Annotated in this window: 16 protein-coding genes and 1 pseudogene; 3 read left to right on the forward strand and 14 right to left on the reverse strand. The window is 58.0% G+C overall.

Going from position 1 to position 17,775, the window contains the following annotated elements; genetic code table 11:
- The 8 genes from DFR48_RS13185 to DFR48_RS13220 all read right to left on the reverse strand — a co-directional run bounded on the left by DFR48_RS13185 (position 1) and on the right by DFR48_RS13220 (position 8,113).
- Positions 1 to 477 (reverse strand): hypothetical protein, encoded by a 477-nt coding sequence (locus tag DFR48_RS13185; protein WP_114363622.1) that lies wholly within the window; start codon positions 475 to 477, stop codon positions 1 to 3.
- Positions 474 to 671 carry a hypothetical protein gene (locus DFR48_RS13190; protein WP_114363623.1) on the reverse strand — a complete coding sequence of 66 codons (198 nt, stop codon included), beginning with the start codon at positions 669 to 671 and terminating at the stop codon, positions 474 to 476. Before DFR48_RS13190 ends, DFR48_RS13185 begins: the two co-directional genes overlap by 4 nt.
- Positions 668 to 2,650, reverse strand: coding sequence for a DotA/TraY family protein (locus tag DFR48_RS13195; RefSeq protein ID WP_114363624.1), 1,983 nt, complete (start codon positions 2,648 to 2,650; stop codon positions 668 to 670). The genes DFR48_RS13190 and DFR48_RS13195 overlap by 4 nt, the downstream gene beginning before the upstream one ends.
- On the reverse strand, positions 2,647 to 3,324 hold the full coding sequence (locus DFR48_RS13200; protein ID WP_114363625.1) for a hypothetical protein: 678 nt from the start codon (positions 3,322 to 3,324) through the stop codon (positions 2,647 to 2,649). The genes DFR48_RS13195 and DFR48_RS13200 overlap by 4 nt, the downstream gene beginning before the upstream one ends.
- Positions 3,321 to 4,478: a plasmid recombination protein gene (locus DFR48_RS13205; protein ID WP_114363626.1), complete on the reverse strand. Its 1,158-nt coding sequence runs from the start codon at positions 4,476 to 4,478 to the stop codon at positions 3,321 to 3,323. Before DFR48_RS13205 ends, DFR48_RS13200 begins: the two co-directional genes overlap by 4 nt.
- Before the next feature lie 12 nt (positions 4,479 to 4,490).
- Positions 4,491 to 4,823 (reverse strand): hypothetical protein, encoded by a 333-nt coding sequence (locus tag DFR48_RS13210; protein ID WP_114363627.1) that lies wholly within the window; start codon positions 4,821 to 4,823, stop codon positions 4,491 to 4,493.
- 219 nt (positions 4,824 to 5,042) lie between these two features.
- The gene (locus DFR48_RS13215) at positions 5,043 to 6,536 is read right to left on the reverse strand and encodes a gamma-glutamylcyclotransferase family protein (RefSeq protein WP_114363628.1); all 1,494 of its coding nucleotides are present in this window, start codon (positions 6,534 to 6,536) and stop codon (positions 5,043 to 5,045) included.
- 53 nt (positions 6,537 to 6,589) lie between these two features.
- A complete protein-coding gene (locus DFR48_RS13220) occupies positions 6,590 to 8,113 on the reverse strand; it encodes a hypothetical protein (protein ID WP_114363848.1) in 1,524 nt (507 codons plus the stop codon).
- Positions 8,114 to 8,534: 421 nt separating this feature from the next.
- On the opposite strand from DFR48_RS13220, the gene DFR48_RS13225 reads away from it, so the two are divergent.
- The 3 genes from DFR48_RS13225 to DFR48_RS13235 all read left to right on the forward strand — a co-directional run bounded on the left by DFR48_RS13225 (position 8,535) and on the right by DFR48_RS13235 (position 12,224).
- Positions 8,535 to 9,416: an SMODS domain-containing nucleotidyltransferase gene (locus DFR48_RS13225; protein WP_114363629.1), complete on the forward strand. Its 882-nt coding sequence runs from the start codon at positions 8,535 to 8,537 to the stop codon at positions 9,414 to 9,416.
- On the forward strand, positions 9,394 to 9,984 hold the full coding sequence (locus DFR48_RS13230; RefSeq protein WP_114363630.1) for an SLATT domain-containing protein: 591 nt from the start codon (positions 9,394 to 9,396) through the stop codon (positions 9,982 to 9,984). Before DFR48_RS13225 ends, DFR48_RS13230 begins: the two co-directional genes overlap by 23 nt.
- Before the next feature lie 245 nt (positions 9,985 to 10,229).
- The gene (locus DFR48_RS13235; protein ID WP_147273541.1) at positions 10,230 to 12,224 is read left to right on the forward strand and encodes an ATP-binding protein; all 1,995 of its coding nucleotides are present in this window, start codon (positions 10,230 to 10,232) and stop codon (positions 12,222 to 12,224) included.
- A gap of 110 nt (positions 12,225 to 12,334) precedes the next feature.
- Here the strand turns inward: DFR48_RS13235 and DFR48_RS13240 are convergent.
- The 6 genes and pseudogenes from DFR48_RS13240 to DFR48_RS13265 all read right to left on the reverse strand — a co-directional run.
- Positions 12,335 to 12,982, reverse strand: a pseudogene (locus tag DFR48_RS13240) (magnesium chelatase domain-containing protein); the annotation flags it as partial.
- A 201-nt stretch (positions 12,983 to 13,183) separates the two neighbouring features.
- Positions 13,184 to 14,131 carry a glutathione synthase gene (gene gshB / locus DFR48_RS13245; RefSeq protein WP_114363632.1) on the reverse strand — a complete coding sequence of 316 codons (948 nt, stop codon included), beginning with the start codon at positions 14,129 to 14,131 and terminating at the stop codon, positions 13,184 to 13,186.
- 88 nt (positions 14,132 to 14,219) lie between these two features.
- A complete protein-coding gene (locus tag DFR48_RS13250) occupies positions 14,220 to 14,720 on the reverse strand; it encodes a cupin domain-containing protein (RefSeq protein WP_114363633.1) in 501 nt (166 codons plus the stop codon).
- A 140-nt stretch (positions 14,721 to 14,860) separates the two neighbouring features.
- Positions 14,861 to 15,976, reverse strand: coding sequence for a sn-glycerol-3-phosphate import ATP-binding protein UgpC (locus tag DFR48_RS13255; RefSeq protein WP_114363634.1), 1,116 nt, complete (start codon positions 15,974 to 15,976; stop codon positions 14,861 to 14,863).
- A 14-nt stretch (positions 15,977 to 15,990) separates the two neighbouring features.
- A complete protein-coding gene (ugpE, locus tag DFR48_RS13260) occupies positions 15,991 to 16,833 on the reverse strand; it encodes a sn-glycerol-3-phosphate ABC transporter permease UgpE (RefSeq protein WP_114363635.1) in 843 nt (280 codons plus the stop codon).
- A gap of 10 nt (positions 16,834 to 16,843) precedes the next feature.
- On the reverse strand, positions 16,844 to 17,725 hold the full coding sequence (locus DFR48_RS13265) for an ABC transporter permease subunit (protein WP_114363636.1): 882 nt from the start codon (positions 17,723 to 17,725) through the stop codon (positions 16,844 to 16,846).
- Positions 17,726 to 17,775 lie beyond the last annotated feature (50 nt).

The following is a 17,775-nucleotide window of genomic DNA, read 5'->3' on the forward strand; positions in this document are numbered from 1 at the left end:
TTATATAATCGATAGATCGAGATATTCGATCTGCAGATATGACTGCCCGTCGACGGGAACGGTTTCCGCGCACCTCACCTCGGCTGCAAGGCGTCCAGGTGATAGCGCCTGGACGGTTACTTGGTTCTCCTCCTGTACGAGTTCTAGCCAGCGCGTCGGGTACGTCCAGCTGAGGTCGCTAATAAGGTAACACGCCACTTTGAGTGACTTGGGAGTAGTGAATGTCAGAACCTCGCCTGTGCGCATCGTGTACGATTTGATGGGGTAGTACTTCGAGAAGTCACCAAACTCCCTGGATTCGAAATCGTATCCCGAGCTGCCGCCGCTTTCTCCTGGCATCGAACCGAAGGCGTCGTCAGGTATGATCTGCGCTCCGAACTGCCCGTGTTCCGGACGCCAGAGGATCACACTTTCGGCCGCCGCCGACGTCGCCCAGAGTGCCGCCAGCGCGCCTGCTATGATCACCGCCCGTTTCATCTCTGTACCCTCTCACTTTTCATTTGCCTGCCCTGCCGAAGTGGCAGGGCATCGAACGCAACGACGAGGAATGCCGGCACGGCGAAGAACGTAGTCAGGGTGATGAGCGTGGCCGACAGGTGCGCCAGTCCCACGAGCCCGCAGGCCGTTGCCATCGCCAGCCCCCCAACGGTCCAGAGAAGCGTTTTCTTCATTTCGGGCTCCCTTCTTCTTTGAGCTTTTCGTGCTTGCTCGGTGCCTGCGGTAGTATTTTAGGCAGACCTCCTCTGCCGGCCAAAGCCAGCATTCCGCCGAAGGCTCCAGAAACCAGGCCACTCTCGCCCGCGGTGCCTGGAAGGCCGAACCAAGTCAAAACCCGATCGGGCAAAGCCCAAATCTGCCCGAAACCTTTGATGCAGGAGTACCAGATCATGTATGTCTGGATCGCCGTCAGGAAGAGGAAGCCGAGCAAACCGACGACATGTCCGCCCGTTTGGGCCAGGAACGCAGTCGGCCAAAGGCTATCGAGCGCGCCGAGGACGACATCGAAGAATCCATACGCGCCGAAGAGCGCCAAAACCGCCAGGGCGGGCCTGAGAAAAATGTTGACGGTAAAGAGGATGCCCAATCGGACGCTATCCCCTGCAAAATCGTCCCCGGAATCCATCTTCAGCCATCGGAGGCACCACAAGGGCAAAGCGATCATCGCTTCCATCAGCGCAGCAAGCAGGGCAACCCCACTCATGATCATGAAGACGTGCGGCATGATCGGAATGACGTAGGCGCGCAGTCCGCCTATGAGAAACACTGGACCGGTTATCCATTTCGACCAGTCGAGCAGGTAGTTCACGCCGCCTGAGCCGAAAAATTCGGCGACGGCGTTCTTCGAGACGGCCGCTATGGTGCCGCCCGCGACGATGGCCGCCCAAGCGGCGGCAAGCATCGCATGCCCGGAGGAGACCAAAGCGCCCATCGCATCCTTGTCCTTGTCGTCGGACGGCGTGGCAGCCCATTCGATAATCGATCTGGCGACGGGCGCGAGGAGCTTGGTCGTGGCGTCCGCGGTTTCGTCCCCCGCTGCCGAAAAGTCGTTGGCGCTCAGGCTCACTCTCTCCGCCTCGCCCGACAGCTGCAGCCGCAAGGCTGCGAACGCCCGATCGAGTGCCTCACTGAAATCACCGTCGACGCGCGGCTGCACATTTTCGATGCGCTCGTTACTGAGCGACGTCGTCAGCGACGAGACTTGGCTGAGGTTGAGCCAGTACATACCTGTAGTCAAAAAGCCCTGCTGCTCAGCGGCCTTGACGAGCCCAGACCTTCCCGCGGTGTCAATTGCCGCGGCTTCTGCCTTGGCCGCCGCGGCAATTGCTTCGTCGAAAGCGGCACCGGCGGCGCGGATGTCCTGCACGAGCCTCGGCGATAGGATGTCCAACGACACGGCATTCGTCGCCGCCGCTGCCGAGGAAAGACCTGACGTCTCCGCCGCAAGCTTCGCGTACCGCTGCGCCTCTTCCCGTAATTTCAGCACGAGGGCCTTCACGGCCTCGCGCCGCACGGCCGTGAACGCTTCTCGGTTTTCAGGCACGGTGTACGAGAATCGGCCGCACGTCCCCCCGTAGCTCCAGGTGACGACCTTGCCGAACCCCGCTTCGGGGGCTGCCTCGGTAACGACGCCTTCCGGCTCCGCGAGCCGTGCGGACCACCCCCACAGATCGCCCGCCTGGTTGTAGACTGCGGCGCAAATCTCGTGCTGCAGCACCGTCATCGCGACCGTCGACCCGTCTACCGACACCGGAAGGATCGTCGTGCCGTCTTCCGCCACGGTCTTGATTCCCGTGCCGGACAACCCGTTCGCCAGGTTGATGCCCGCCCGCGCGACGACATCGCGAAGGATGTAGTGCACGCTGGAAAACCCGGTGCTCGGCAACGGGGCCAACAGTCCGAGTCCAACGACGATCCGGAGAGGGACCCAGATTTGATGCCACCTGTTGCCGAGCACCTGTCCCGTGTGCGCCGTGGCCACGATGCCGACCACAGTCTGGTACGCTACGAACAGACCGCCGAGGAAGAAGAGCACGGACGCAAAGACTTGAAGGACATGGCCCCACATGGTCGTGTCTTTAGACGGCAAGACGGCATTCACAATTTGCCAGGCGATGTCGGTTGACGGTGGTTCCGCGAGCAAATCGATCATTTCGGACCTCCCTTCATGCCGCTTGGGCCATCCGTGCCGACAGTGACGTCGGGATCGGTTTCGGGACCTTCTTTGTCACCACTTTCGGCGGCCTTTCGCTCGAACATCTTCCGCTCGGCATCGGTGAGCATCACAGACACCACAGGCAGCACGAGCCGCGCCGACGGCCGGGGCTTTGCCGTGGTTCCGGCCGATCCCGCCTTCCCGGCGCTACCCTTGTCGCTGTCGCCGCCTTTGTCGTCGCCAGCGGGGACGACGTCGGGCGCGAGTTCGAAGGCGGCAACGCTTTCTGGTTCTGTCTGTTCATCGATGATCGTCTGGCCAATTCCCACGAGTTCGGGCAGGCAATGCCAAATCGCGGCCAACCAGGGGCGGGCGCAAGGCTGCATGTCCGTCTCGTGGAGCAGTTCCGCATAATGCCGGATACGCTGGAACAGCGTGCGCCATCCCGCCGCGTCTCCCGACGTTGCAAGCCGCTCTAGGTACGCAAGGAGAGCTGGAGACTCGATTTCTAGGAACGTCTGTAGGTGGTGTGTCGGTCGCCCACGCACAAGCAGGCACCACCGCACGACGTCCACCGCCGCCCCGTGTGCCGGATCGAGGTGGGACATTCCGATATCGCGCAACACGCCGTGGGCGTTCTTCCAGAAAATCTCTTCGCCTGTGGTCATCATGGCGTCATCCCTCCGGGCGTTGGTTGCGGCTCATCCAGCGCGGCTTTCAGCGCGTCGGACAGTTGCCGGACTTCTTGTCTCAAGGCGGCGGCATTCGCGGCGTGCTGGCGCATCAATCGGCGTGCCTCAAGTGCCTCGGCCTTTGCCTGACGTCGCGAAGCATTCGCCTTCGACGCCTCCGCCTGGGCTTTCGCGACGGCTGCCGTCGCCGCTTCGATGTCGGCCGCGTACTCCTGCCGGACACTCTCACGCAGAGAGGATTCGCGGGCACCGTCGAGGACGGCGCGGACGGCTCTCCCGACGCCCTTGAGACGATCGGCGTCGGCCTGGACTTTTGCGGCGTCGGCTTTGATCGCCGCCGCCGCCTTCTTCGTCCGCTCGACGTAGGCGCGCCCCGCGGCATCGACGGCGGCCGCCCTTTCGACGGCATGCTTGAGGGCCGCAGCCTGAGCTTTCTCCGCATGCCACTGCGCCCGCGTCAGTCTCCGTTTCCCGGCACCGAGGCGCGTCAGTCCCGCGGGGACAGCCACCTTCTCGTGATAGTCATCCAGCCACGCCCGAAGGCCCGCGACGTAGGAGCGATTCGCTCGCTTATCCAGCGCCTTCTTGTCCTCGCCCGGGAGCATCCCGGCGGCTACGATGGCGTTCTTTTCGACATAACCGGGGTGCAGCCGCCCCGCCCGCATTTCCGTATCATCGGGAAGCACATAGGCGTGGAGATGCGGGTGGCTTTCGTCTGTGTGCCGGACGACGGACACGAGCTGGTCGCCATACTGTTCCCGAAGCCAATCGATCGAGGCCCGCTCCCATGCCCCGACGTCGCGGCGGACATCGGCGCTGGCGCGGTAATCCTCCATCGTCGCCGGGTGCGAAAAGATCACCGTCGCAAGCGTGTTCTGATCCTTGCGGATTGCCTTGAGCGACACCTTGCCGTTCTTGTCCGTCCGCGGCGTCTTTGCCGCCGCCGCCCGTTCGTCGTGGAGGGTGCGCAGCGCGCCGACGTCGAGACCGTACACGACTTCCGGGGGCGTCGGTGATTGGACATGCACCGACGCCGAGGGAACCCGCGAAACCTCATCAAAAATGAAGTCCGTGGTTCGACCGGCCTTGCCGGACCGGCTGAAAATCTCGATGCGGGCGAACTGGTAGGCCATGACACGCCTCCATCAGTTCACAGGCACGGTCATGCAGTAGGAGATTTCGCCGTCGCGCTCCATGAGGCCAAAGCGCGGATCGTGAGCTTTCTCCTCCATAGCGGCCAACCAGTCGGCGCGGCTCATCCCGTCGGCAATGATGTACGCGAATGGCCGATCGCGGAAGATGCTGAAGACGCTCGCGACAGTGTCCAGAAACGCACCCGTCTGCATTTCCGTCAATGCCGGAGACGATGCGCTCGCGTGTTCCGTGAAGCCGTAGGACCGCAATTGCGCGAAAAACTGCGTCGGTTCGCGGATGACCGTTAGGGACGCCAGGTCGCCATCGTCAAGGCGGACGAGCATGAAGTAAATCGGAGAACGTGGCATGGCAGGCACTCAAAGGAATACCACAGGGTGCCTACCGGCGAAGAACAGGACAACAGAAAAGTGAGTTATATGGACCGAATATAGCTTATCACTACGTTCTAAGCATCGGCCATTCCATGGAGGCCTGGCAGCGCCCTTGTCATCGTCCCTTTGGACGACGAGGCAACACACGTGGTTGACCTCGGGGACGTCGTCTTACCACCTAAGACGCCCGAGCGCGGCCCGCTGCTTCTTGTCACGCGCCTCATTGGGATCGTCGATTGCCTCAACCGCCTCGATGTATTCGGCGATATAACCTGGCGGCAGGTCGTGCTCCCTGCCACCTGCTAGGACAAAGTCCTTGTACCAAGCATACGGTTTGAGGTTGCTGTCGATGTAGTCGGGAGTAGCGAGATAGGTGAGGACCTTCCGCCTGCGACCTTTGTCGTTTATGACCGTTACCGTCGCGTGCTCGTAACCGCTTCCGACGCCTTCAGCCTTATCTAGCTTGGCGCGCTCGGCGGGATCGAAGCTGAATAGAACTCCGATCACGCTATTCTCGTCGCCAGTGGCAACTGCATTGCATTTCCCGGACCCGTCCGTACTGCGCTTATGAAAACGAAGCGCATGACCCGGTAAGGTCGCGATACCGAGCGGCTTGCAGCTCGGTATTCGTTCGCGCTGCCGGGGGGTCGACATGTTCGACCCATAAGCAAAATATACAACATGCTCTGGGGGGCCGGTCTCTGTATTCTTCAACGGCTCGATTGTCGGGTCTCCCGGCTTCAGGATCGAGCGTAGCGGTACTGTCATTATGCTGCACTCGTCAGTCTCTTCGCCTTCGCGAGTAATGATGGGCTGTCCATCTTCAAGGTCGAGGATGGGTATGGGCCTGCCGGACCATCCGCAGTCGGCACAGCGTGGTCGCTCCCAAAGCACGCCGGGCGCGGCGGTGTTTTCGCCATGCTCGGGTTCGAGATGCGGCGACCCGCAATTCGGGCATTCCTCAGGCACACCACGCAACTCGCGAAGGATCAATGAGGTCGCCATCCCGATGGCATGCTGAGTTAACGAGTGCGCCATGTCGGCGTCAATCCAGGTCGCCGACTTTGAATGCGTCAGCCAGTTGGAGAATGTCCATGCGGTCTCGAGCACGTCCTTGAGGGCTCCACGACGCTCCTTGTTGGTGTCACTCGGCAGAAGATCGTTGCAGATGATTTCTGTCCATGCGCGGAAGTTGGCGCGCTGCGGCGGAGCGTCGGTCTTCCACACTGCTGCGTCCTGCGCTACGGCGATCAGTTCAAGCAGCACTTCACGACAGCGGACGCCGACGGTCTGATAGTCAGAAAGCTTGTGCGCCTGCGTCACGGCTGCCCCAGCTTCTTCCATCCTTTCGAATACTGGTCCGAATGGGAGGAGGCGAAGATCACCCTCTTGTTGTTTTTCCGTTCGCGGGATGCGGAGCATCAGACCGATATGGAATGTCAGAGCAAGGTCCATACTTGGGAACTGCTCCTGGGAATAGAGATTTGTGCCGCCCGTGATGACCCACCAACGATCCTTATTGGTGTGGACATCCCACACGTCGTGACGGGTGTTCAGGACGGCCTCCGAGTAGACCTTCTGCATGAAGGTCACTTCGAGGTCGGGAGCCTGCCATTCAAAGTATTCCCGGACTTCCTCGATTTCCGCTTCAGTAGATTTCAACATGATCTGGATAGGCCCCGACGTCAGTTTCTAACAAATGTTGGCCATGGCATTCGTCACGCGGCCTTGGAAGCCGACGGCTTATTGTCACGCCGCGCATCGATCAAAACCACATCCTTGTTGTTTTCCAGGTGGAGCCTTTTCAGGATGGCCTTCACCCTTTCTAACTCGGACGCAGTGAAATAGATGATAGCCTTGATCGCATGCTTCGCATCGCTCGCCGCTTGGTAAATCTCCGCCTGTTTAGCCAGATTCTGCTCGAGCTTGGTATTTTTGGCGAGCTTCATTTCGACCAAGGTCTTATCCCGCCCCCGGCTGATCTTGAAGTCGACCGGTCCGCGTCCATCATTGGCCTCAGCGCCAGCGTCGGAAGGCGTACCAAACCACACCAAGCGATAGAGGACATGCAAGTCCTTTTCGCGCTCGATCGGTTCGCCTTTGTCGTCGTAGAAAAACCGGTGGCCACCCTTATTTTCTATGACATCCTTCAGATACGCGAGGCGGGCGTGTGCTTCTTCATAGGTCGTCTTGCCGATCCTATAGAATTCTGTTTCCGCCAACAGGACCGATTGAAGCGCCTGCAATTGCTCGATGAACAGATATTCGATTGCAAGGACTTTTTCCTCACTGGCGTCTTTCGCCTCGTCGCCGCGCATCTCCTTTAAGCGAATGTAGTAATCAATGATCTGAGGGAATTTCTGCATGGTTGCGACGACAGCGGCCGAGCGCTCTTTCCGAGTGGGTTTCCTCTCCTTTTCCCGTCTCCGCCGCTTCCCTTTTGTCACACCTGGAGATTCGGCTTTTGTCCTACGATGCAACTCCAGTTCAAAGTAATTGAACACCGAGGCCCTAAGCTGGGCATCAGGTATCGCCTCGGGAATATCTTCGAAGCCGCTAATCAGGTCGCCGCGATTGATCCAGTTTTCGTCACGGGTCAACACGTCCTTCGGTGTCAGGATTACATAGTCACCATTGACCCAAGGCAGCTTGTAGCGGCCCCTAGACCAACTCTGCGTCTCGTAACTGAATTTCGCGCGATCTACCCATACTTCTCGCACCGCTCCGACTGGCAGATGGTCAGCGGCAAATTTCTCGGTATATCGGCATAGGAAATCTTTGATCAGATTAGTGGTGAAGTCGCTGATATTGTCGCGGCCTACTCCATCTGACACTAGGCAAACCTTTTCGAGATGGCTGCTTTCGGTGATTCTCTCTGCTCCGAAATCGGAAAAGATGACATGCAGATTGGCGTGCAGATTTCTAGCGAAATCGATGCCGAGGCCAGCACCATCATTGCCCGTCTCCGAGAAGCCCAGCCAATTCTGCTTGACCTCCGGAAAGCAGTACCAATTCCGCAACTGCCCCTCGTTCACACGCCCTTCGGCGGCACGGTCCCGCAGGAATACGAGATATTCAATGATCTTCTCGTGAAGAGCCACGTACTCAGGCTTTTCGCTATGGAAGAGCAGGAATGGATCAATAAACAACGGAAGGTCATTGACCACCGATATGTTCACCGCCCCGTAATTCTCGAATACAGCCTGATCTATACCAAAGTAGTCGCTGATAAACGTCGCCACGTTGTCGCCCCGCTGATGCAAGCAGAGATTACAGAGGACCTGCATTTTCTCAACTGCTTATTTCGATATGTGTTGAGGGCGACAGTACCGGGAAAGGGGAGCAACCGTTCGGTAACTGACTTACCGTGATCCCTTCAATTAATATAGCACAACGTCAGTATGTTCTGGCGACCATTGCGCCAGATGCGGACGAACCATGCCATTGAGAGTTCGCTTTGAGGCAAACCGATTGCTCAGCGGGATAGGTGTAAGGGACGCGCAATTCACGATCACAAGGGCTCAGGGCCTCCAGCCCTCGCCGCAGACCGCTGGTGCCAAGACACAACCACACGTAAATATTTCTTGTTGAACTCTCGCCTGATGTATTGCATTAAAGGCATGATACTCTCATCTCTTGTCATTTGCACCGATAGGGGCCGGGATGGGTGTTGCAAACGAATTCTACAACTTCCGGAACAACTACAATATCGGCCCCGAGCTAATCAGCTCGATCGGTCAACGCTATCGACGCATTACTACGCGCCTCAACACCGACTTTTGGAACACCGATTCGAGTTCCGCTCACAGCCTCTATGTCGGCTCCTACGGTCGGGACACGGCAGCGAGAGGAATAAGCGACCTCGATATCGGCTTTCAGCTCCCTTACGTGCATTACGTCAAGTATAGCGGGTATCAGTCCAACGGTCAGTCAGCGCTACTTCAGGCGGTGAAAAACTCCCTCCTCAATACCTACAATTCTAGCAAGGTCGGCGGTGATGGTCAGGTTGTCGTCATCTCGTTCACGGACGGGATCACGTTCGAAATTCTTCCGTACTTCACCAATACGGATGGTTCCTGGACCTTTGCCGATTCGAACGGTGGAGGCTCTTGGAGGAAATGCAATCCTCGGGCAGAGATGGATGCCGTTCAGACTCGAAATAAGGCCGTCAACGGCAACCTCAAAGCACTTTGTCGGATGATGCGGGTATGGAAGGACCACAATAGCGTCCCGATGAGCGGAGCCTTGATCGACGCACTCGCCTACCAATTCATTGAAAATTGGGAGTACCAAGATAAATCTTACGCCTATCATGACTTCCTGGCTCGGGATTTTTTGAAGTACCTCTACGACCTCGATCGAGAGAAGACTTATTGGCGTATGCCTGGGAGCGGCTCCTACGTCTACAAGTCGGGGGTGTTCTGGACGAAAGCGCTCACGGACTACAATATCGCCGTCGAGGCCTGCAGCATGCAGGCCGACGATAGGGCCGCACAGCGCCGCGCGAAATGGAGAACCGTCTTTGGCACAACTTTCCCAATCTGATCCACGATACCAACTCGAGAGCCAAGTACGCGAGTGTTATGGCCGTTGCGCCTACACCCACAAGATTCACGAGAAGATGGCCGAACGGCTTGCCGATCATCAATGGTATGCGAAGTGGTTCAACATCATCCTGTCCGCGCTCATCGCCAGCGGCGCGGTGGCGGCCATTTTCAAGGCGGAGACAGGGCTTCTACAATATGCGGAATACGCGACCGTCGTGCTTGCCATTCTTAGCCTCATCTACAACGCGTATCAGAAAGACTTAGACCCCGGTGCGCTAGCACAACGACACAGGGAAACCGCGTCCGACATCTGGAATGTGCGAGAATCTTACCTCAGTCTGATAACCGACGCACTCAACTCGGCGGTTCAAATTGATGACCTTCGCGCGAAACGCGACGAACTGCAGGCCAACCTTCACGAAATATATCGGGCGGCACCATTCACGGACGGGAAGGCCTACAAGAAGGCGCAAGAATCTTTGAAGGACAATGAGGAGCTTATGTTCTCCGACAAAGAAATCGACGACATGCTTCCCACTACTTTAAGGCGGCTGAACAGACCCTAGTTTATGCTGACTCCCATGTCCGCATAGGGCGACGGCGCTTAAGCACGTCGTTTTGATTATTGTAGTATAACGTCAGCCGGCTATGGCGACCTCGAACCATCGACCGAAGCCACCCGGTTTCCGTCGACTTCGTACTGCCATCCCCCGATAATTGCTGCAGGACAACGTAAGATTGTTAGTAGACTTTCGAACTGCCACGTGCTCCAAGACAGCACAGTTCAGCGCATCTGAGGTTTCATGTTAGCATGGCGACGCCTGGCATCCATCCGAATTTCGCTTACGACATTTACACCGGAGAAGAACAAACAATCATAAAACGCTTTTCTTCGGAGTGGTTCATAACATCTGGTACTCAGCCTCTGATGCTGTCTGAGAAGAGCACATACCGTGCTTTTCTCGGCAAGCCGTGCGATCCATCTGCGAAGATGTTCAATCTGGAGCGCGAGATAGTTGCAGTTTTCAGCAACTACGAGGAGTTCGAGGTCCGAACGATCGATGCATTTGAAGCTGCATCCAACCGATTTACCCCTCTGAGAATCGACCCAATCTGTCGAGTTCTCATTAGCCGGGACGGGAACATAGTAGAGAGGATAAAAGACATCCTCAAAAACGACCCTGAATTGCCGATAATAATTCCATTCACGTATGATGAACTTATCAACAATCGAGACCCGGCGCTGATATTAAATAGATTCAGACAGCACTTTTTCTCTCGTGACCTTTTTGCTTTTGAAAGCCCGCTGAAGCGAGATACGTATTTCTTCGGTCGCGCGGACTTGATAAACAATATATTGTCCCGACACCGATCAAATGAGAACTCAGCCCTGTTCGGATTACGTCGCAGCGGAAAGACGTCGATCGTATTCGGGCTAGAGCGCGCGAGCAGATTGAATGGACAATCGTTCGTTTCTATTGATTGCCAAAGCCCCTCTGTGCATCAAAGACGCTGGTACCAGCTTCTCCCCTACCTTTTGCGGCAGACGATAAACAAGTATAGCCTCAAGCAGAATCTAGTCAACGACGCAGCCTATACTGAACTCAACGCATCTGATCAGTTTTACGCAGACGTCAAAACGATCCACGGAGCCTTAAAGAAGTCTCCAATCATCATGGCTTTTGACGAGATCGAGCGGATATCACCGAAAACGGCTTCATCTCCTCATTGGTCAGAGGGTATGGATTTCATTTTCTTCTGGCAGGCAATTCGGTCCGCATTTCAGCGCCATACAGGCGTCTTCTCTTTCTTCCTGATCGGAACGAATCCACAGTGCATCGAGACCGCGTTTATCCAAGGCCACGACAACCCAATCTTCAATAGCGTTCCGATCGAATACATCCCGAGCTTCGACCACAACCAGACATCCGAGATGGTTAAGAAGCTCGGCTTGTACATGGGGTTGATATTCGACGACTTGGTCTGTTCGAAGCTGCACGAGGACTTCGGCGGGCATCCGTACCTTATCCGCCACGTTTGCTCATTGATAAACAAGAACTCGCCATCGAACAGACCAGTACGCATAGACAAATCCGTTTACTCAAAAGCCAAGTCTGATTTCTACGTTAATTACGCCAACTACACAGAGATGATCCTCGATGTTCTCGTGAGGGACTTTCCTGACGAGTATGTTATGCTCAATGCCCTTGCGAACAATGATCTCGACTTGTTCAATACATTTGCTGCTTACAACTCCTTGACGAGCCACCTCGTCGGTTACGGCCTCATCTCCAAGGGTAGCGATGGTTTTTACTTTAGGATCGAGTCGGTCCGCGATCATCTGCAGAAGAAATCGAAGTTCACAAAGCTCGTGAAAACGAATGAAGAGAGGCTGGTGGAGGTCGCAGCTCGCCGAGCGATCGTGGAGCCCGCTATGAGGCGGCTCATTCTAGCAATTTTCATGGCGAACTATGGAAAGAAGGCGCAACAGGAGGCCTCCTCAATTCTCAGCGGAATCAGCCAGAAGCGTCTTGCCGAGCGCGGCTTCTCTGCCGCACTTCAGCCAAACTCAATCGATCTTAACCTCAGCGACCTTGCGAAGCTGGTATCAGAAAAATGGTCGATCTTTGATAATTTATTCAACATTAAGCAGATCGAGTTTGACTTCTATATGGAAGCGATTCGGGTTGTACGCACTCAGGAGGCGCATTCAGGCGAGATTACCAATGATCAGTTTATACAAGCCCGTATTGCTTTCGCAAAGCTCGAGGATGAGTTGAGATCGATGGGTTTCTTGTCTTCGTGACGTGAGGCAATTCACACTTCCCGGGACCGCTTGAGGATCAATCGGCTTGCCACCGTTGGGCTCTATTGGTGTCCGCTTCGGGAGGTGGCATTTGTTCGATTAATGTAGCACAACATGAGGAGGTTGTGGCCGCCGGCTGCCGCCACTTCGAGAGCACGCTTCGCGCTCTCCTGACCGCGAATGTCGGCGAGATCTGGCAGATTGGCGGAAAGCGCACGAACGGCCGGCTCGGGTCGCGAGAGCACCTGGGTTCCCCGAAAGTGATTGGCGAGCGCAATCAGGCTACGCGGCGCCAGAATGTCAATCTCCGCCCCAGCCCAAGCCGCCTCGGGTCCGCTGTCGGCGGGGCAGATGAGGCCTTTGCCAAGCGCATTGGCGCCGATCGCCGCCGGCAGCGCACCGGCAATCGGGGCAATTGTTCCGTCGAGATTGAGTTCGCCGATGACCACGTAATCCGAAAGCGCATCACCGGGAATGGCGCCGAGTGCCGCCATAAGGCCGAGCGCAATGGGAAGATCGAAATGCGAACCTTCCTTAGGCAGGTCGGCCGGTGCAAGATTGACGGTTACCCGCTTGGGCGGCAAGGCGAGCCCCGAGGCATGCAAGGCCGCTTGCACCCGTTCGCGGCTCTCGGCAACCGCCTTGTCCGGCAGGCCGACGATCTGCATGCCGATCTTGCCCGGCGCGACCATCACCTGAACGTCGACAGGAACCCCTTCGATGCCCTGAAATGCAACCGTACTGACACGCGCAACCATCGCCCGCCCCCTCGATCTGCCCCCTGGCATGGCGGGAAAATACATCTTCCGCGCGCTGCCGATCGAACACTGACACGGATTTCGGGCAATGACAAGAACATTTGCGGAACAGATGTGCGCAATATTCCCGCATAGGTTTTGTTCTGGTTGTATCCGAGAACATATATCGTACGCCGTGGGCAGCAACGCCGCCCGGCAGTCTCAGGCGCGCCTTCTCTCGATTGCGTCCCACAGCAGGGCGGCAATGTCAGCGCCACCGAAACGCTTCACTTCACGGAGGCCGGTCGGCGACGTGACGTTGATCTCCGTCATGTAGTCGCCGATCACGTCGATGCCGACGAGGAGGAAACCGCGCTCTCTCAACGCCGGACCGATACGGGCGCAGATTTCCTTCTCCCGCGCCGTCAGTTCCGTCGCCTCGGCACGTCCACCGACATGCATGTTGGAGCGGCTATCGGTCTCGGCCGGCACGCGGTTGATCGCGCCCACCGGCTCTCCGTCGACGAGGATGATGCGCTTGTCGCCCTTGCGGACGTCCGGCAGATAAGCCTGCGCGATAAATGGCTCACGGAAGACCTGATGGAACATTTCCAGCAGCGAGGAGAAGTTTCGGTCATCGCGGGCGGTATGGAAGACACCGGCGCCACCATTGCCATAGAGCGGCTTCAAGATGATATCGCCCATTTCCTCACGGAAGCGCGCGATCTCGTCGTTGTCACGGGTGATCAGCGTCGGCGGCATCAGGTCGGCAAACTCGGTGACGAATATCTTCTCCGGCGAATTACGGACCCAGGCCGGATCGTTCACGACCAACGTCTTCGGATGAATCCGTTCGAGAAGATGGGTCGAGGTGATGTAGGCCATGTCGAACGGCGGGTCCTGCCGCAGCAGGACGACATCCATCGTGGCGAGGTCGACGCGCTCGGGCGCTCCAAGCGTGAAGTGGTCGCCCTTGACGTCACGCAGTTCCATCGGCTCGACGGTCGCAAAAACCCGCCCGTCACGCATGGTCAGCCGGTCGGGCGTGTAATGAAACAGACGATAGCCACGCGCCTGCGCCTCGAGGCTCATCGCGAAGGTGGAGTCGCCTGCAATTCCGATGCCGGACACATGGTCCATCTGGACCGCGATATTGGTGATCTTCGCCATTGCCTGCCCCTCGTTGAAAGCAGGTCAGATGTAGGTCGCCGCCGCCGCGATGGCAACGTCGCGGCGTCCTAATTTTCTGAACCTCGGTTCAGCCGAAAAAGCCCCGACCAGACGGAGAGCGCAGTGCGTTGCGAATCCTGTAGAGGGTCGCGAGCGGTTCCGGAAACGGCTTGCGCAGGAAGGCGATCTTGCGGACGTAATTGTCGATCCGCCAGGTCGCCCAGGTGCCGCCGCGGAAATAGGCAATGTCACCGGCCTTCAGTACTCTTTCGCTGCCGTCTTCCGCCGTGACATGAACCTCGCCCTCCTGGATCACCACAGTCTCGTCCCAGCCGAAGTACCAGCGGAACTCGCCGGCGGTGCAATCCCAGACGGCCGTCGAGCTCGCCTCGTCCGTACTCGTCGAGTGATCCCCGACGCGCGCGACGGGCGTTCCGCGAATGATCCAGTCCGGATTGATCGGAGCAGGCCTCAGCGCCAACATGCCACTGTTCGCCGCAACCACAGGCGGCTTCTCTCCGAGCTGCTGTTCCTTCGGCAGTGTGGCGAGCGCACCTGACATGCTGACGAGAAGAAGCTTCAGAGCCATGTTCCATCCCTCGAAAACGTTGGTTTCGTGAGGAAGTAGCAGGCAGGCGTAAGAGCACGATTAGCGCGCTCGCTAAAATTGTCTGCAACCGGCGATTTCGACCTTTCCCGGAGACTGGTCTCCCGGTCGGAAGCGTCTAATCAAGCTGAAAGGACGCCGTGCCGCACTGCATTGGTGGACGCGACCGGCGGCACCTCTGCGAAAGGCTCGATCCGTCGGCCTGTATCGGCCGCGAAGAAATGCAGCCGTTCGGCAGGTGCCGTCACCCGCATGTCCGATGCGATCTCTGTTTCGAGATCGAGGGTGACCGTCAACGGCTGGCCGGCGACAAACCCGTGAACAAGGCGGTGTGCGCCGAGCTCCTCGATGTAATCGACGGTGAACGGCAACGATGGCGTACCTTCCGCGGCGACGACAAGGTCCTCGGCACGCACGCCGACGGTCACCGGCCCGGAAGCGGCTGCATGTCGCCCAGTCGCAATGCTTGTTTCGCCGATCCGCAGGCGGTCGCCATCGAGCACGCCCTTGACGAGGTTCATCGCAGGCGAACCTATGAAGCTCGCGACGAAGGTTGAGGCGGGATTGCGATAGACCTCCAGCGGCGTGCCGATCTGCTCGATCCGGCCGGCGTTCAGGACCACGAGGCGATCGGCAAGTGTCATCGCTTCCAACTGGTCGTGCGTCACGTAGAGCGCCGTGGTGCCGAGACGCCGCTGCAGTCGGCGAATCTCGCCGCGCATGGTCACGCGCAGTTTCGCATCGAGATTCGAAAGCGGCTCATCGAAGAGAAAGGCTGCCGGCTTGCGGACGATGGCGCGGCCCATGGCGACACGCTGGCGCTGGCCGCCCGAGAGCGCCCTGGGCTTGCGCTTGAGATAGGGCTCGATCTCCAGCATGCGGGCGGCTTCCGCGACACGCGCCTCGATCTCCGCCTTCGGCGTCTTGCGGTTCTTCAGGCCATAGGCGAGATTGTCGTAGACCGTCATGTGCGGATAGAGCGCGTAGTTCTGGAATACCATGGCGATGTCGCGGTCCGCAGGCTCCATCTGATTGACGATGTGGTCATCGATGCGGACTGTGCCTTCCGAGATGGTTTCCAGTCCCGCGACCATGCGCAGCAAGGTGGACTTGCCGCAACCGGAAGGCCCGACCAGCACGATGAACTCGCCGTCGCCGATCTCGATGTCGATCGCCTTCACGGCATGCACGCCGCCGTCATAAATCTTCGAAACCTGGTCGATGTGAATGGAAGCCATGAGCTCAGCCTTTCCTACTTGTCGGTTTCCGTCAGGCCCTTGATGAACCAGCTCTGGAAGATCACGACGACGATCACGGGCGGCAGCATGGCGAGAACGGCCATGGCGAATGCCTCGTTGTAATCGGGAATCTGCGAGCCGACCCAGACCTGAAGGATCTGCTTGATGCCGCGCATCAGGGTGTAGAAGCTCTCGTCCGTCGTCATCAGCAACGGCCAGAGATACTGGTTCCAACCGTAAACGAACATGATGATGAAGACCGCCGCGATCATGGTGCGCGACAACGGCACCAGAACGTCGATGAAGAACTTGATCGGTCCCGCGCCATCTATGCGCGCAGCCTCGAGCAACTCCTCCGGCACGGACTTGAAGAACTGCCGGAAGAAGAAGGTTCCGGTCGCCGACGCGAGCAGCGGCAGGATGAGCCCGGTATGGGTGTTCAACAGCCCGAGCTCGCTCATGACCTGGTAGGACGGCATGATGCGCACCTCGAGCGGCAGGAGCAGCGTCGTGAAGATCAGCCAGAAGGCCAGGGTCGCGAGACGGAAGCGAAAATAGACGATGGCATAGGCCGCCATCATCGAGAGCACGATCTTGCCGACGGCAAAGCCGACGCCGAGGATCAGCGAGTTCCACGCCATGGTCAGGCCGGTGACCTGGCCTGTAAAGCCGCCGCCATGGAACAGCACCTTGCTATAGGTTTCGTCGAACTGGTCGCCGATCGCCAACATCAGACCCTTGGAGTGAATTTCCGCAGCGCTGTGCGTGGAGGTGGTGAAGGCGACCGCCAGCGGCCCCAGCATCAGGACGACCCCGACGATCAGGATCAGGTGGTCGAAGAACTTGGTTCGGTACATGCGCCCCTCCTCAACCGTAGTGAACGCGGCGTTCGATGAAGCGGAACTGGATCAAAGTCAGCACCAGCACTACCACCATCAGGATCACCGACTGGGCCGAGGACGAACCGAGGTCATTGCCGCGGAAGCCGTCGAGATAGACCTTGTAGACCAGCGTGATCGGGTTGTTGGCCGCCTTGTCCTTCACGATCACGTCGATCACGCCGAAGGTGTCGAACAGCGAATAGGTCATGTCGATGACCAGTAGGAAGAAGGCCGTCGGGGTCAGCAGCGGCAGGATGACCGTCCAGAATCGCCGCGTACCGGACTTGCAGTCGATCGCCGCCGCCTCACGGATGGAAGCGGGAATGCCCTGCAGGCCGGACAGGAAGAAGATGAAATTGTAGGGGATCTGGTTCCAGACGGCGACCGCCACCATGGCGAATGCCGTGTCGAAGTAGTTGATGCCGACCTTCATGTCCCACCCGAACAGTGCGACGAAGTGCACGAAGGGGCCGATATGCTGGTCGAAGAACATCATGCCGATCAGGCCCGCGACCGGCGGGGCAATGGCGTAGACGACAATCAGCAGCGTCTTGTAGGCAGACTGGCCGCGGATGACGGCATCGGCCTTCAGCGCCAGCAGCAAGCCGAGCGACAACGTCAGGAACGTCACGATCAGGCTGAAGGCGATCGTGAAGCGGGCGATCTTGAGATATTCCGGCGAGCTCAGGGCGTCGGTGTAGTTGCTCAAGCCAACGAAGCTCTCACCGAAGCCGAACGGATCCTCGATGAAGAACGAAGAACGGATTGCCTGGACCGACGGCCAGTAGAAGAAAATCACGATGATCGCGAACTGCGGCAGCAGGAACAGATAGGGCAGAAATCGCGAAGAAAACTGGACGCGCTTCATCGGGTGCCTTTCAAAGCAACCCCCGGGGGCGAAAACCCCCGGGAGCTCAA

The sequence above is a fragment of the Ciceribacter lividus genome (assembly GCF_003337715.1).
Taxonomy (GTDB): Bacteria; Pseudomonadota; Alphaproteobacteria; order Rhizobiales; family Rhizobiaceae; genus Allorhizobium; species Allorhizobium lividum.

Bases quoted from the DNA above. Each gene is read 5' to 3' on its own strand.
- gshB (WP_114363632.1), bottom strand. From the start codon at position 14,131: ATGGCGAAGATCACCAATATCGCGGTCCAGATGGACCATGTGTCCGGC.
- DFR48_RS13215 (WP_114363628.1), bottom strand. From the start codon at position 6,536: ATGTTGAAATCTACTGAAGCGGAAATCGAGGAAGTCCGGGAATACTTT.
- DFR48_RS13255 (WP_114363634.1), bottom strand. From the start codon at position 15,976: ATGGCTTCCATTCACATCGACCAGGTTTCGAAGATTTATGACGGCGGC.
- DFR48_RS13185 (WP_114363622.1), bottom strand. From the start codon at position 477: ATGAAACGGGCGGTGATCATAGCAGGCGCGCTGGCGGCACTCTGGGCG.
- DFR48_RS13250 (WP_114363633.1), bottom strand. From the start codon at position 14,720: ATGGCTCTGAAGCTTCTTCTCGTCAGCATGTCAGGTGCGCTCGCCACA.
- DFR48_RS13205 (WP_114363626.1), bottom strand. From the start codon at position 4,478: ATGGCCTACCAGTTCGCCCGCATCGAGATTTTCAGCCGGTCCGGCAAG.
- ugpE (WP_114363635.1), bottom strand. From the start codon at position 16,833: ATGTACCGAACCAAGTTCTTCGACCACCTGATCCTGATCGTCGGGGTC.
- DFR48_RS13195 (WP_114363624.1), bottom strand. From the start codon at position 2,650: ATGATCGATTTGCTCGCGGAACCACCGTCAACCGACATCGCCTGGCAA.
- DFR48_RS13190 (WP_114363623.1), bottom strand. From the start codon at position 671: ATGAAGAAAACGCTTCTCTGGACCGTTGGGGGGCTGGCGATGGCAACG.
- DFR48_RS13235 (WP_147273541.1), top strand. From the start codon at position 10,230: ATGGCGACGCCTGGCATCCATCCGAATTTCGCTTACGACATTTACACC.
- DFR48_RS13210 (WP_114363627.1), bottom strand. From the start codon at position 4,823: ATGCTCGTCCGCCTTGACGATGGCGACCTGGCGTCCCTAACGGTCATC.
- DFR48_RS13265 (WP_114363636.1), bottom strand. From the start codon at position 17,725: ATGAAGCGCGTCCAGTTTTCTTCGCGATTTCTGCCCTATCTGTTCCTG.
- DFR48_RS13225 (WP_114363629.1), top strand. From the start codon at position 8,535: ATGGGTGTTGCAAACGAATTCTACAACTTCCGGAACAACTACAATATC.
- DFR48_RS13200 (WP_114363625.1), bottom strand. From the start codon at position 3,324: ATGATGACCACAGGCGAAGAGATTTTCTGGAAGAACGCCCACGGCGTG.